Source organism: Pseudarthrobacter sp. GA104 (assembly GCF_009741265.1).
In the GTDB taxonomy this organism is placed as follows: Bacteria; Actinomycetota; Actinomycetes; order Actinomycetales; family Micrococcaceae; genus Arthrobacter.
The window spans coordinates 4420263-4434106 of record NZ_WOWL01000001.1; the positions used below are offsets into that span (position 1 = coordinate 4420263).

A 13844-nucleotide genomic window follows, 5' to 3' on the forward strand; every position below is an offset into this window, starting at 1 on the left:
CTTTGCTCTCAAGGGCTGAGGAGCAGGGCGAGGCAGCCCGCCTGTGGTGGTCCCAGGTACAAGATGTGATGAACCGAGCCAGATGGGCGGACCAGGACACGATCGCCTCGCTCGAGGGCTCCCGTCCAGACGTCGCTGTGTGGTTGGCTGCCGACAGCGATCCGAGGCTCTCCGGGCTTCCCAGGGACAAACGCGAGGACCAGCGTGCCGCGGTCGAGGCTTGCTGTACCACTGACTTACCTGCGTGGGCAGCTCAGCGGAACGAAGCATTCCTGGAGTGGGAGAAGAAAGAATTGGCGGACTTCTTCCGCACGGTTGAGAAATCCCCACTGACAGACGAGCAGACAAGGGCGACCGTCTGCTTCGATAACCGGGTGCGCGTGATCGCTGCCGCGGGCTCCGGGAAGACTTCGACGATGGTTGCACGCGCCGGGTACGCGATACGGCGCGGCATCGCACAACCAGCTGAGATCCTCGCTCTCGCCTTCAATAAGAAGGCAGCCGGTGAACTTTCGGACCGGCTCGTCTCCCGCCTCGGCGACGATGGTGCCGGGGTAGCGTCGAGCACGTTTCATGCCTTCGGGTTGCGCGTCGTTGGCGAGGCCACTGGCCGCAAGCCGTCCCTCCCCGACGACCTTGCCACGGACAATGGCATCGGGCGGCTCGCGAGGATCGTGGACGTCCTCCGCGACCAGGACCCGGCCTTTCGGCGGGACTGGGACCTCTTCCGGCTCGTCTTCGGCCGGCAGCTGCCGGACCTCGGGGATGAAGCTGATCCTGAGAGGTCGGACCGGAACACCGGCAATAACGGATTTGGAACTCTCGCCGGGGAGGTCGTGAAGAGCCAGGAAGAGGTAATGATTGCCAACTGGCTCTTCCTGAACGGGGTCCGGTATGAGTACGAGCGGCCGTACGCGCACGATGTCGCGGACGCGCACCACCGTCAGTACCAGCCCGACTTCTACTACCCGGACATCGATGTGTGGCATGAGCACTGGGCGCTCGGCCCCGATGGCACCCCGCCGCCCCACTTCGACGGGTATGCCGAGAGCATGGCGTGGCGGCGTCAGACCCACACGCGTTTCAGTACCCGGTTGATCGAGACGACATCGGCGACCATCCGGGACGGGTCCGGGTTCGACCATCTCGAACAGGAGCTCCGCAGGCACGGAATCCAGCTCAAGGAAGACCCGTACCGGGAAGCGGTCGGGGAGCCTCCGATCACCGACCAGGCGATGGTGGCGCTGATGCGGTCCTTCATGGCCCACGCGAAGGGCAACCGCCTCGACCCTGACACACTCGCACAACGGGCCGACCGGACCTTGCGGGCCAGGCTCTTCACTCGCCTGTACGGCGTCATCCTTGCCGAATGGGACCGGCAACTCCGAGCCGCGGGCCAGATTGACTTCGAGGACATGCTGAACCTTGCCACCGATCACGTCGAATCCGGCCGGTGGACCAGCCCGTATCGCGTTGTCATGGTAGATGAGATGCAGGACACCAGCGCTGCGCGAGCGGCGTTGGTGCGGGCGCTGCTGAAGGCACCCGACACCTACCTGTACGCAGTCGGCGACGACTGGCAGTCCATCAACAGATTCGCGGGCTCAGACCTCAGCGTGATGACCCGCTTCGATGACTGGTTTGGCGCGGGATCAACGATTTGGCTGGACCGCACTTTCCGGTCCCCGCAGTCCCTGTGCGACGCTGCCGGCGGGTTCGTGATGAAGAACCCCGTTCAGATATCCAAGAGCGTTCAATCTTCAGCGCCGGATACTGACGAGACCATACTCGCAGTCAGCGTGCGGGACCGCAGCCACTACGGATCGGCCGTTCGACAACACCTCATGAACCTTGATGCAGAGCTCACTGGGCCGGCAACGGCCCTGCTGCTCGGCCGATACACCCGGTCCAAGGACGATGTGACCTCAGCCTTGGACGAGGAGTATGCCAATCTGACCGTCCAGTTCAACACCGTGCACGCCTCGAAGGGAAAAGAAGCCGACTACGTGGTCGTCCTCGGCCTTGAGAGGAGCGGTTTCCCGAGCACCATCGAGGACGATCGACTCCTGCAGCTGGCCATGGCCGCACCGGATCCCTACCCGTTCGCCGAGGAACGACGCCTGTTCTACGTCGCTCTAACCCGCGCGCGGCATTCCGCGCTCCTGGTCACCCGCAGCGGCGCAGAATCAGTATTCCTCCTCGAACTGGTTCGAGACCGAATCCTCAAGATCCGGTCCGCCAAAGGCGATGACATCACCCCGGTGGTCTGCCCGAAATGCAAGAAGCGCGCCATGAAGGAACGCAATGGACGCTACGGGCAGTTCTTCGGCTGCACCGGGTACCCGATCTGTAACGGAACGATGAAACTCGCTGCTGCTTAGGCTCGGGGTGCTGCAGAACCTCCAGGCGCATCAACGGCGAACGGCAGCCATGGCGCTGTGGGGGAGCAGCTCGTGCCGTTCGCCGTGGCCCCTGTCGTCGACTTCCCGCAAACCGGGCCTGTTCCGGCCCCTCCCGCCAGGCACATCAGTCCGGAAGAAGAAACCGGGATCTTCAGCCGGGCGGACGAGCTCAACGCTCGTGTCGCCAGGATCCTCCATGAGTACAGCTGAACGATAAAGTCGTGTACATGGCATTCAACTGGGAGCAAGTCCTCGGGACCACTGGCACGGGTCTATCCAACGCCTACGACGAACATGCGTCTGACGCTTTGTACCAGGATCACCCAACAGCGGCTCCACCGGGATCGCCCATTGATCCCGGCGATGAACAGGTCAGCCTGCCTTTCGAAGAGAACTGACTCGACTGCCGAGTCGAGTCACTGCGGACTCGTCTCAGGCTGCCACGCGGTCGTCATCGTCGAGTTGCCAGTAATCGCGCTCCATGACAACGACTGGTTTGTCCAGTGCCTGAGTGAACAGCCCTATCAGCTTCATGATCTGGACGTCAGTGGGCGCGGGGGCCTCTGCCACCGTCCGTTTGCACCACTCGGCGAACGACTCGCCAGTGCTCGCGACGCGAACGCCTCGCAGCAATGCGGCTCTCTCGCTCGCCTTTGTACTCATGACTTGAATGATATTTGATAGACGAGTCGAAAGGCAAATGACTCGTGAACCAGTCGGGAATTGTCAACGCCAGTCCATCACCACCCTGTCAGGGTCCACGCCGCGGGTGCCTCTCTTTGCGGCCCTCATGATCTTGGGGGTGGCCACCGCGCGGATGACATGGCGACACCAGTCCAGGTCGCCGGCCTCCTCTCGCTCCGACCAAATCTCACGGACACGACCCGAGCGGGCCAGCTCCAGCACCACCGGATCGACGTCGGCCAGCAGCAGCAGTTTGGCCTCGGCCGCGTCGATCTTCGGCTGCACGATGTCCTCTTGACGCGTGAGGTAGCTGAGGTCCCTGCGGCGCTCGGCCTCGGCGTGCACCTGCTCGAGCCACTGTTTGTGATCCGCGATCTCGTCCAGGAGCGCCTTGCGCTCAGAATCGACGTCCCGATCCTGCTGCCCGATGCGGGCCATGAAGTCGGGCCTTTCGATCCACGCAAGCACGAGCTCAATCACGACGGCATCGAGGTGCGTCTCCTTCATCGCAACATGAAAACCGGTCCTGCCGGGCACGCCGACGCAAAGGTAGGTGTTGTAGTGCTGGCGAGGGAGGAGATTGCCGTCTTCGTCCGACTGCTTCCGGCCCTTATTCTGCTTGCCGATTCGAGTGCCCGCTCCACACACGCCGCAGACTGCTATTCCCGAAAGTAAGTGCTTCGCTGGCCAGACGTTCGTCTGCTTTCTCCACTCAGGGTTCATGAGCACCTGCAGCTTCCGCCACGCAGTCTCGTCGATGAGCGGCGGCCAAATTGCATTGCCAAGGATCTCACCCTGATGCTGCCGCAGCCCGGCATAGGCAGGCATCCCCAACATCTGCTTGATCGCGACAGCCGTCCATCCCAGGTTCTGGCGCTGCTGTCGGTATGCCTTCCGACGCGGCGGGATGGAGCGGCGGTTGAAATCCTTGGCGATCATGTAGAACGTCTCACCGGCCAGCACCCGCCGCGCGGACTCCTTGACGATCGGTGCTTGCTCGGGATGAGGGATGACCTCGATCAGCTGCCGCGTTTCCTGGTCATAGATCCGCTGGTATCCGTAGATCTGCTTGCCGTGTGGGCGACCCTTCTCGGCATTGGCTCTGACGTCGCGAAGCAGTCGTTCGGACGACTTGTCGCTCTCGTACTCAGCGTCGGAGGCGTCCTCGCGCAAGCTTCGGCGGTCGCGAGCGTTGTTCGGGTCGTAGACACGGCCGTGGGTGAGAACCCAGATCTTGACGTCCCGTTCCATGCACAGATCGATGAGTTCCAACCACTCGCTCGTGCGTCTGGATCCTCGGGAAGACTCCCAGATGCCCAGCAGATCGGCACCGAAGGTCCCCGTTTTGAGGTCGGCCATGAGGTCAAGGAAGCCCTCACGGGTCTTGCGGGCGTAACGACTCGCGCTGCGGTTGTCATCCCGATATGGAACCGGGTGTAGCCGCCAGCTCCGCGCTCGGCACTCGCGCTCCATCTCGTCATGCTGTTGGTCTGGGCTCTTGCCGATGCCGGAGCGGTCCTGGGAAACACGCAGGTACTCCCTGACGGTGACGTTCGCGAGGTCGATCATGCACCCATCTTCTCATTCATCTTTGTCCCACAAGACCATGTGAGGTGACTCCAGCATCCGACTCTCGATTCCCGGCCATACTGGACTTATCGACCTCGATTTAGGGATCCGATCCGCCCGCTCACAACGCGTCAGCAGGACAGGGCGGCGGCAGAGAGGCTGGCAACCGCCGGGCTCTTTAGGGGAATTCTTCCGATGTCCTGTTCGTTGCAGGACCGGTAACCCCTCAACAGAGAAGAGATGCACCTCCGTGGCAACCGATTACGATGAACTGCGCACCGAGGTCAAGGAGTCCCAGGAAAACTCACTGGAGGCCCTGAAATCCGCCAAAGCCCCGGATGCCAAGTCCGTGGTTCAGGAACTCGAGGAGGCTGACACTTTTGACGGCCTGACCCCTGGCGGCGAGTTCATCGCCGAAGAGCTTGTGGTCCAGGTCATCCCGCAGGCCGACGATGAGTTCACCTGCTACTCGTGCTTCCTGGTCCGCCACCGTTCTCAGAAGGCGCGCGAGAAGGACGGCCATGCCTACTGCGTCGAATGTGAGGGCTGAGCGGTTCTGGCCGGCTGTCCCGGAGCACATCTGGGAAAGCATCCGAGAAGAATTCACCCTGCCGACCGCGATAGACATGGACACGCATTTTCAGTCACTCGGCGATCCGGAGGCGATGCGCCGGGCGGTCCGGGTCTTCATCGGGGAGGGAACGCACTGCCCGGGCTTCCAACTCAAAGACGGGCTTTTTCACGAACCGGTGCTGCGTCTCTTTGACCAGGCGATGGCCTTGAAGATTCCACACAACGTGTTCTCCGCCTGGATGGTCATCCCGCTGCCTGCAGGATCCGGTTCCAGACCCGTCGACCTGGTGGACAGCATGGCGTTGCTCCAGAATTCCTTGGCTGACTTCGGTGACAGGTACCGGCCGGTGGAAAACAGCTAGGCCGGCCATTGACTTAAGGAAGGTATCTTCCTATTCTTTCGGCATGCCGCGACGAAAAGCAGGGACGCTACTTCCTTTGGAACTTCGCGTCCTGGAAATCGCTAAGAAAGCCGAGCTAGACCGCAAACCCATGTACGGATTTGCGCTTGCTAGTGCTCTGTCTGGAGATGGCGGAAAGTCACTAACGGGCCATGGCACCCTATACAAGGCACTGGCGCGCATGGCCGACGCCGGCCTGCTGGAAACCGAGTGGGAAGATCCTGAGATTGCAGAGACTGAACGTCGCCCGCGCCGACGCCTCTACCGCATCTCATCCAAGGGAGTCGCCGCGCTCCACGCGTCCCACCCCGCTCCGGCCACGGCACCGCGCCCGATAGCTACCCTGCGCCCGGTTCAGCCATGACCGCTCTATACGACATCCCGACTTCAAGAACCATGTCGGAAGTCCTCCGATGGGTCGACTTCTACACAAGCTTCGTTCCGGCGAACGTGGCGCAAGAAAGACGTCAGGAACTCCTTTCTGACATCTACGAGCAACTGGCGGACGGACAGCTACGGGAACTCTCACCAGGAGCAATTGACCGCGCAATAGCTAGTCGTGCACTCCGCGGCTTGCCCGCCGACCTCATCTGGAGCAGGAAGCACCAACGAAAGGGCAAGAAGATGAACGCATCACCGGCTACACCCCAACCCTCCAACGCGCCCGTGACTATCCGTCTCAGCAGCCTTGTCTGGGTAGCCTTAACACTTCTGGCGCTGATCGGCGTCGCTACCTCAATCACCGAGTTTGTTGAATATGGGGGTAACCGCTTCGGCTATGTCCCCTGGCCCGGGGCCGGGAACATCAACACCACCGTCGTCCAGCTAGTCTGCAGCGCAATACTTCTAATCCCCGCCACAGTCATCACAGTCAAAAGGCTGATCCACCACAACGCCCGCCAAGCCTAAAAAGGCTTCCATGGATATCCAGCGGTTATTTCGTCAGCCTAGTAGCGACTTCAGGGGGCGACTTCGGCCAGGAATTTGCCTATCGTGCCTCGCAGCGAGGGAAAAAGAAGGCCCACCGATGGGGGACCGGCAGGCCTTCAGCACGCCACGCTACAGCAGCGTGCAGTGAACATCGACTGGACGAACGGGGGCGGTCGACGGAGAGACGAGGAGGCTGTTGGCTTTTTGGCTCTCTCCATTAGCGATTCGATCTACTCAACCAGCTCTCACTATTTGAGCGTGATCAACGTTGTGACCGAGTACCGGGCATATCGGCCTGGCTAGGGTTGGGGACGCCGATCGTGATGGCACCAAAGAGTTGCTGGACACCTTTGGCCAGTCCGTAGGTAGCCCCGGATGGGCTGAGCCGATCAACAACCGAAAACCCCTCACACCAAGCTGAACGCCCCACTGAAAGCAGAAGTCATCCGTCACTAGGCCACGAACATTTCGCGGGGGCGGATCTGTTCCCAGGACTTACCGTCGCCCCAGATCGAATTGAAGTGAACGAGGCGGCTGGCCTGCTCTAGGCGCTTATCCTCTGCTGTTCCCGCCAGGGCGCTCTCTGCGACCTGACGAGTGAATCCCGCCGTGATATCGGCCAACTGTATCCGCGGGTCTGTTTTCGAGTCGATGTGTTTCACATCTACTAGCGGGAACTTGTAGTTGGGCAGGTTGAAGCCGCGCGGAGTACCCTCATTCGCTACTTTGAGAAGCATCTTAAGCAATGGCTCGGTTAAGGCAGTTTGTTCATCGTGCATGATGATTAGAGGCTGCTTCAGCTTGCGATGCCATGTAAGTGCGAGTTGATAGAGAGTCGTCTGCAGCGGATCGAGAGTCTTCAGGGCCAAACCTTCGGCGATGGCCACTTGGAAGGCGTCAGCGTGGTGCCGCGTTCTCCACACCAGCTCCAGCACCCTGCTCACCTTGTCGCGCCGTGACTTCAAGCGGTAGGTGTCCACCTTCTCGAAAAAGCTATCGACTGTCTCCTTTTCTCCGCCCTTGCGCTGTTTAGTCCGCATTAGCGAAGTGAAGCCTGAGACCAGATCGTTCCATCCCTCAGCACCGAGTGCGCGGGGACCATACTCGTACAGATCGTCGGCCATCTGCTTGGCCGTGCCGCCGGCATAGAGGTTGATCCCACGCCGGTAGGCCTCCTCCTCGATCAGGAGGTCGATGATTTTACCGACCGCAAAGTTGGCCTTTTCGACTAGGTACACCTGGACATGGCCGACGAGCTTTCCATTCGCCCCGAACAGCTCATCGATTGCCTGGCCGTTGCGCAGCACATCTGAAGCCTTCAACTCCGGGCTTTGAGCTTTAGTCTTCCTGCGGAGATACGCGACCAGATCAGTCGCCTCGGCAAGATCCATGTGAAGACTGCTGTGCGCCAGGACGGGAGTGGTGCCTGCCATCAGGTTCTCGCCGTCGTGACCAGACTCGTCACAGAAGATCTCAGCGATATCGGTGGTGGCGGTCATGTCGTTCTTCATCCTCTGCCTCGGCGTGATCCCAAGGGTAAGCATTCCAGAGCCAGTCACTACTTTCACAACTAGCTTGAGAAAGCCATGTGCTGGCCCGCGAGTGGGGGCTGGGGATGCAGTAGGTCTCGCTTGCCCGGCTGCTGTCCCGTCCGGCCGTGGCCTTGGCGATGCAGTATCGACCCGGGTTGGCGGGTCGGTTGTCGATTGACCAGTCACATCCCACGCGGCATATGCGAAAGTAAGTGGACCATCTACCTGGGGGAGAGACCATGCCAGCTGTGCCCGATGACCTGCGAAGAAGATTCCAGAAATGGGACGCGAACGGTCGGCCGCCCCAGATGCCGTTTGAGTGGAAGAAGGGCAACTGGCAAAAGTACTTGGGCAGCCGCAGCATTCTCGAAACACTTCCGAACCCTATAGACCGCGGAGGCGTCCTGGAGTCCTTCAAGCTCATCCATGACTCGGACTCGGCTCTGGACGCTTACATCGCCAGCTACCTCTGGGGCTATGCAGGGACTGGTTTTGGCCCGTACCGTGCCGCTAGGGTCATCAAGCTCAACACGGACGTTGAGAACGGCAAAGACTTCTCCGGTGAGCTGCACAGGCTTGCCGGGATCGCGATGACCAATGGCGGGAACGCCGCATTCGAGCACGTCGTGGAGCAGCGGCAAAGCAACAGGAAGTTCTCTGCCTGGTGGGGTCCAGCCTTCGCCACGAAGTTCATCAGCTTCGCTACCAAGGCGTCCGACCAGGTAGCCACCACCCCCATCATGGACAGCATCGTCGCGGGATGGTTCAGGAAGCACTGCAAGGAAGTTGGCCCGCTCAGGCTCAACTGGAACAGCGCCGGCAGTTACCGCCGGTACACCGAATGCGTGGCTGAATGGGCGGAAGAGTTGGACATTGAACCCGAGCAGGTCGAACAGCTGATCTTTAGGCGGGACTGAGGCGGAGGGGGCTTTGTGCTCCTGTCCTCATACAGAGTTGGCCAGGGACAGTGCTGCTGCCCGCGAGAAGGCTTCGTTCAGTAGTTCCTTGTTGGGCTTGCCCGTGACCGCATCTGTTTTGTTGTAAGCGAGCGGACTCGGATGGGGAGCGGTGATAACAAGGAGGCTCTTGAGCTCAGGGGAGGCTCTGAGTAACAGCTGGGACCAGGCTGCCTGTGCTTGTTTGCCCAGAAGGAGAACCACCTTGGGACGGGACTCCAGTAACTCCATCAACTCTGCCAGCAGGGGAGCGGCCCGGCGTGCCTCGGCAGCCAAAGTCCGTTGTGGAAAGGCTGGGTTTGCGACCCACCAGGGTACGACGTTCCAGTGGAGGGACCTGGAGTAGGGCAGACCACCGGCTTCGGCAGCGAGTGAGGAGTTATGGGCCGTTGGGTCATTGTTGTCCCGGCTGATGAATCCTGAACCGAGTTGCGCTTCTCCGGAGGGGTCCTGGAGCAGAACCAGCACGTCGGCCCCCTGCGTCGCCGCCCGCGGGTCGAAGTAAGGGACGCTTTCCCTTGTGGCAACCCTGACCTCGTCAACCCACTTATTCAGGGGACCAACCACGCCTTCGTATCTGGTCTCTTGCCGCTGTTGGAGGACGTGGGGAAGGTGATGCTGGCTAAGCAAGGTTCCTGCGTTGTACGCATGCTTGTTCCATATGACTGTGGACCTGTTCGTCACTCTGCCTGCCGTTCTCTCGACACTGAATACCTCTACATTAGGCGCGCGGAATCGGTACGCACCGTTCAAGGAGTCTCTTCATCGTCGCCGTGCCCTCATCTTCAGGGGTCCTTCCCTTGGAGATGCTGTCGTCATGCCATCCGAGTAATGCTGGTAGCCGGCAACCAGGATCCGGCGGTATGCGGCCTATTGGCTGTCCGAGACCGGGAATTCACGGAGTGTGGCTGCTACGGCCCTGACGGCGGCCGGGTCTTCCGTCCAAGGCCGGCCGGCCCTTGTGCAGGCCTGGAAGCTGGTTACTTTCGAGGCTTTGGCAGCCGCAGTGAGTTCATCCCACGCGCACCGCAGATCCTCCAAGAGTTCCGGTGGCAAGGGCTCATCCTGGGCTACGGCAGCCACGGGAGCGGTCACCTTAGGAACCGTGGTCACAGCTTTTCGCTGAAAGAGATTTCTGAGGCCCATTTCTGTCTCCCTTCTGAAGACAGGGAGAGCATGGCCAGGCTTCATGAAGGCTTCCGGCAGACAGCAGCGCAGTCATTTGTCCCCCAATAGTCGAGCTTCCATTCTGATCGGCACGACAGGTTAATGTCCATCACTCTTGAACAGCTGCGAGGACGCAGGGCTCGCACCCCTTCGGGCGTCCGCTCGGCGGCGCTCCAGCCAAAGGGGAGAGTGCAGGTGTTCGTCGGCTCCCGGGTGAAGCGGACGAACACCCTAGAACCCACGAGCGGTCAGCCGCGGAATACAGTGTTTGTTACCCAGTTCCCGAGAGCGGCGACGAACCCGGCGGTGTCCGTCACATCAAGTGTTGCCAGCGTGACCTTACCGCGCCGCCCCATATACAGTTCGATCTCGATCTTGGCGAAAACGTCGCGATCCCAAGGCGCTGTTTTGCGCATGTCGATGTCTGGGCCGATGTAGAGGACGGCGTCGCCGTGAACGAACTCTGCGTTGGCGGCATAGTCGCGATAGGCATCCGCGAGGGAGCTCTGCGCCACGGCGGGGTGAACGTCGTCGCTGACGGCCGTGCCCGAAAGGTCGGAATGGTCGATATGAACGCCGAATAGAGTTGCCGGCAGAACGAGATGATCCATCAACCCGGAAACTGAGTCCAGTTCAGCACCGCCGCGCGCGTTGACGGTTTTCGCGGCAGCTGCCAATTGTTCTAGCCGGTGCAACAGGTTCCGGGCACCCCACCGCTCGGCGGGGCCGTGATCGGTGTCGAACACGCGAACCATCCATCCGGAGGCACCGTCAGGCAGAGCTCCGGTCAGACCCATCTTGGTGGCCCGCGTGATATCCGCAGCCTGCCAAATGCGGGATGCAGGTTCGCTGGGGTCGTATCCGGTAGGCAACAGTCGGAGAGACTCGGCGCGGGCTGTCGCATCAGCGGCAAGCTCGTCGGCGACCGACAGGCGCTGGGCGCGGGTGAGTGAATTCAGGGTCTGAGGCAGGCCCGCTCCGAGAGCATTGATCAGCTCTATTCCAGTCCACGTCTCCGCGTGTCGGCAGCTGTCAAACGCCGACGCGGTGAAAGTTGGTACATCGGTGGTTCCGCGGGTGGCATCGATGATGGTTTTTAGACGGGCTTCAGCCTCGTCGTAGACGTCCAGCCACGCTGCGGCATCCCACATCGACTCCGAGACTCGGGTTAGGTCTTCGGCTATCCGAGAGGCTTGAGGGGCGTCGGTAAAGGTGGTGACCTTGGCGCTGCGAGAGTCGGCGTACTCGCCGGGCCAGGTTGCGAGGACGGTGACTTTGCCCTGAGTCGGCAGACAGCTGTAAAGCGTCATGATGGTTCTCCAAAATGGGGTTCGATTGGCGGACCGCTGCTACCGTTCCTCGGCATCTCGCGAAAATGGCTGGCTAGGCACGAGGTAAGCAGCGCGAGTCGCGCTAAGGATGATGGGAGAGCCGGTAGCTTCGCGGCACCACCGCAACGCCAATCCGTTGTTACACAGAATAGCCTTGCTCTGCGACAGACCGCCACCATGACACGCAAGCAGCTTCTTGCTGACGGAAAATGATTTCTTTTGCCTCCGACCCGGCGTGCTCAACGCCGCACAGTTCGCCCAAACACTCGCCTGCACGTAGCTAACAGTTGTGAAGCCTGAATATCGAGGGCAGCCGGAAGGCTGTTTGCCGCGTTAGGTAGGGGTCTCGGGCACCTAAGCTGGGCGTATGCCAGATCCGGACACTTGGACTTCCCCCTTTCCGATGCGAATCCCGGGAATACGGACGTATGCTTTGGCCTCGGAATTATTGGGGAAGCGTGTACCCGAAAACATCAGAACTGAGTTCTGGAAGCAGCTATCACTTGGACAGGCGCTATCCCTTATCGCTCAAATCATCACAGACATCGAAGTTCACTCCGGCACGTCAGATGCGCCGGCTTCTGAAGTGGACATGCGCTGGGCCAAGCAGGTGGCAAACCGCAATCTGCGCACCCATCTTGAAATTGCCTCGACCTTCGGCGTCACGCTGTTTGCTCCACAGATGCTGTTGTTGGCGGCCAAAGAGGCCATGCTGCACTCCCCAGAAGGGCCGCCAACGGACGACGCGCGAGGCGTTGATCTTTTGGTCATCTGCTTGCTCGGAATCGCTGACGACAACGATGAAGGGCCAAAGGATACCGGCGGTGCGACCTGGGGTGGCATGGATGTGTCGCTGGCTAGCGAACTGATCGCAAACCTTCACTTCAACCGTACCCTGTGGGTCGGTCGTCAGCTGGTTTGGTTCGAACGGACATGGTTCCGCAGTTGGCCGAAGCGAACGAAAGCAGCCACGACGGTCGGGGGTGAACCTCACGAGCTGTTCAAAGAAGCGACCGGGATCGAGCTTGTAGATTTCGCCGCCGCAGCCTTCAATCTCTACGCACAGGCAGCTGGCCATGGATATGTGCGTTACCCGGATGAGTTTTTCGCAACACTGGGGTTGCCGGCGGAAGCGGTCAAACATTTCCTTGACGCGACATCGTGTTCAGTGTCGGAAATGCGCAGGCTCATCCGTGACGATTCCCCAGCCCCGAAGCCGTCCAGGTTTGGGTTCGATGCATTCCGGCGTTTCCCCCTCGTCCGCTTGGAATCGGGAGAGCTACTTATGCTTAGCCCGAACTTTGTCATGCAACGTGCCTTGAGCGAGACCACGTTCTGGGACGTTCGTCAGTACCTCCGCAAGGTCGATGCCAAGCGTGAAGTGGCTTTCCACCAATGCACCAAAGACATCCTCGAGTACGAGGCGGGCGCTGCCTTACGGAGAATCTTCTTCAAGAAAAAACTGCAGGTCCTGGATGAAGGACAACTGCAGAAAAGGCTCGCAGCCGGCAGAAAAAGCATGCCCCGCATGTGTGACTTTGCGATTCGCTCGGGACGCACGTGGCTGCTCGTCGAAGTCACGGATCGAGCAATGCCGCGGCCCGTCGTCTTCGCTAGCGCCTCCGCAACCGCGTTGGACGATGAACTAGACAAGGTTTTGACAGCTCGCAAGGCGGAGCAACTCATTTCCACGATCAGACTGCTGGAGGAAGAAAAAACACGGCTTCGCCGCAGCCAAAGCGATGAGCGGTTCACCTATATCCCGTTAGTACTTACAGGCGAAACCGGGCTGCCCTGGACTTTGCCGGTCCAACACCGGACACGGGAACGTCTGGCGTCGTTAGGACACCCCGAGGAATTTTGCTCTGCAGTGGCACTGATCACGCTCAAAGAACTCATCATGTTGGAAAACGCCGCCGCCCTGGGTCATGACACCATTGAGATCCTGCGGTCCTGGAGACTGGACAATCCCTCACTCCCGCTGGACCAGCACATTCACCTCCAGACGATTCCCCTCAACTCTCCCGTGTGGGAAAGGAACCGTGTTTCCGCAGTCGTCCGCAGCTTTGCGAACAGAATGGGTCCTTCGGGCCTACAAAAGAACTGACAGGGCCGTCATCGGCCTGCACGCGTGCTTACTTGAGCTCGTGTTCCGGTCGCAGCTCATCGTCCTGACGCGGGGGAGCGGTGCTACTCTCAAGAACACCTGTCGGTACCGTGGGACTCACGAGACTCGTGCTAGCAGTGGTGATCGAAACACCGAAGGCTCTCTTGCCCTGATTTGTGGCTGGTGAAACAC

14 protein-coding genes are annotated in these 13844 nt (G+C 60.4%); 9 read left to right on the forward strand and 5 right to left on the reverse strand.

Annotated features, from left to right (window positions below; genetic code table 11):
• Positions 1–68 precede the first annotated feature (68 nt).
• The 3 genes from GK109_RS20265 to GK109_RS20275 are packed head-to-tail and all read left to right on the forward strand — an operon-like array spanning position 69 to position 2800.
• Positions 69–2381 (forward strand): UvrD-helicase domain-containing protein, encoded by a 2313-nt coding sequence (locus GK109_RS20265; RefSeq protein ID WP_197432517.1) that lies wholly within the window; start codon positions 69–71, stop codon positions 2379–2381.
• Between the two features lie 57 nt (positions 2382–2438).
• On the forward strand, positions 2439–2612 hold the full coding sequence (locus GK109_RS20270) for a hypothetical protein (RefSeq protein ID WP_157242249.1): 174 nt from the start codon (positions 2439–2441) through the stop codon (positions 2610–2612).
• Between the two features lie 17 nt (positions 2613–2629).
• The gene (locus GK109_RS20275; protein ID WP_157242250.1) at positions 2630–2800 is read left to right on the forward strand and encodes a hypothetical protein; all 171 of its coding nucleotides are present in this window, start codon (positions 2630–2632) and stop codon (positions 2798–2800) included.
• A gap of 34 nt (positions 2801–2834) precedes the next feature.
• Here the strand turns inward: GK109_RS20275 and GK109_RS20280 are convergent, their stop codons facing one another.
• Positions 2835–2972 (reverse strand): hypothetical protein, encoded by a 138-nt coding sequence (locus GK109_RS20280; protein ID WP_157242251.1) that lies wholly within the window; start codon positions 2970–2972, stop codon positions 2835–2837.
• Positions 2973–3128: 156 nt separating this feature from the next.
• Complete coding sequence (locus tag GK109_RS20285; RefSeq protein WP_157242252.1) at positions 3129–4655, reverse strand: recombinase family protein; 1527 nt, start codon at positions 4653–4655, stop codon at positions 3129–3131.
• 250 nt (positions 4656–4905) lie between these two features.
• Here GK109_RS20285 and GK109_RS20290 point away from each other — a divergent pair, with 250 nt between their 5' ends.
• Genes GK109_RS20290 through GK109_RS20305 form a run of 4 tightly spaced genes read left to right on the forward strand, consistent with a single transcriptional unit; the run spans position 4906 to position 6538 of the window.
• The gene (locus tag GK109_RS20290) at positions 4906–5205 is read left to right on the forward strand and encodes a DUF4193 domain-containing protein (protein WP_370460720.1); all 300 of its coding nucleotides are present in this window, start codon (positions 4906–4908) and stop codon (positions 5203–5205) included.
• The gene (locus tag GK109_RS20295; RefSeq protein WP_197432518.1) at positions 5177–5590 is read left to right on the forward strand and encodes a hypothetical protein; all 414 of its coding nucleotides are present in this window, start codon (positions 5177–5179) and stop codon (positions 5588–5590) included. The genes GK109_RS20290 and GK109_RS20295 overlap by 29 nt, the downstream gene beginning before the upstream one ends.
• Before the next feature lie 43 nt (positions 5591–5633).
• Positions 5634–5993, forward strand: a complete 360-nt coding sequence (locus tag GK109_RS22420; protein ID WP_157242253.1) for a helix-turn-helix transcriptional regulator — start codon at positions 5634–5636, stop codon at positions 5991–5993.
• A gap of 32 nt (positions 5994–6025) precedes the next feature.
• Positions 6026–6538, forward strand: a complete 513-nt coding sequence (locus GK109_RS20305) for a hypothetical protein (RefSeq protein WP_157242254.1) — start codon at positions 6026–6028, stop codon at positions 6536–6538.
• A 473-nt stretch (positions 6539–7011) separates the two neighbouring features.
• Here the strand turns inward: GK109_RS20305 and GK109_RS20310 are convergent, their stop codons facing one another.
• A complete protein-coding gene (locus GK109_RS20310) occupies positions 7012–8058 on the reverse strand; it encodes a DUF3800 domain-containing protein (protein WP_157242255.1) in 1047 nt (348 codons plus the stop codon).
• A gap of 272 nt (positions 8059–8330) precedes the next feature.
• Here GK109_RS20310 and GK109_RS20315 point away from each other — a divergent pair, with 272 nt between their 5' ends.
• Entirely contained in the window at positions 8331–9008 is a 678-nt protein-coding gene (locus tag GK109_RS20315; RefSeq protein ID WP_197432519.1) for a hypothetical protein, read from the forward strand.
• 27 nt (positions 9009–9035) lie between these two features.
• Here the strand turns inward: GK109_RS20315 and GK109_RS20320 are convergent, their stop codons facing one another.
• Positions 9036–9614, reverse strand: a complete 579-nt coding sequence (locus GK109_RS20320; protein ID WP_197432520.1) for a uracil-DNA glycosylase family protein — start codon at positions 9612–9614, stop codon at positions 9036–9038.
• Between the two features lie 848 nt (positions 9615–10462).
• Positions 10463–11524, reverse strand: a complete 1062-nt coding sequence (locus tag GK109_RS20325; RefSeq protein ID WP_157242258.1) for a hypothetical protein — start codon at positions 11522–11524, stop codon at positions 10463–10465.
• A gap of 388 nt (positions 11525–11912) precedes the next feature.
• Between GK109_RS20325 and GK109_RS20330 the strand changes: the two genes are divergently transcribed.
• Positions 11913–13652 carry a hypothetical protein gene (locus GK109_RS20330; protein ID WP_157242259.1) on the forward strand — a complete coding sequence of 580 codons (1740 nt, stop codon included), beginning with the start codon at positions 11913–11915 and terminating at the stop codon, positions 13650–13652.
• The last annotated feature ends 192 nt before the right edge of the window (positions 13653–13844 follow it).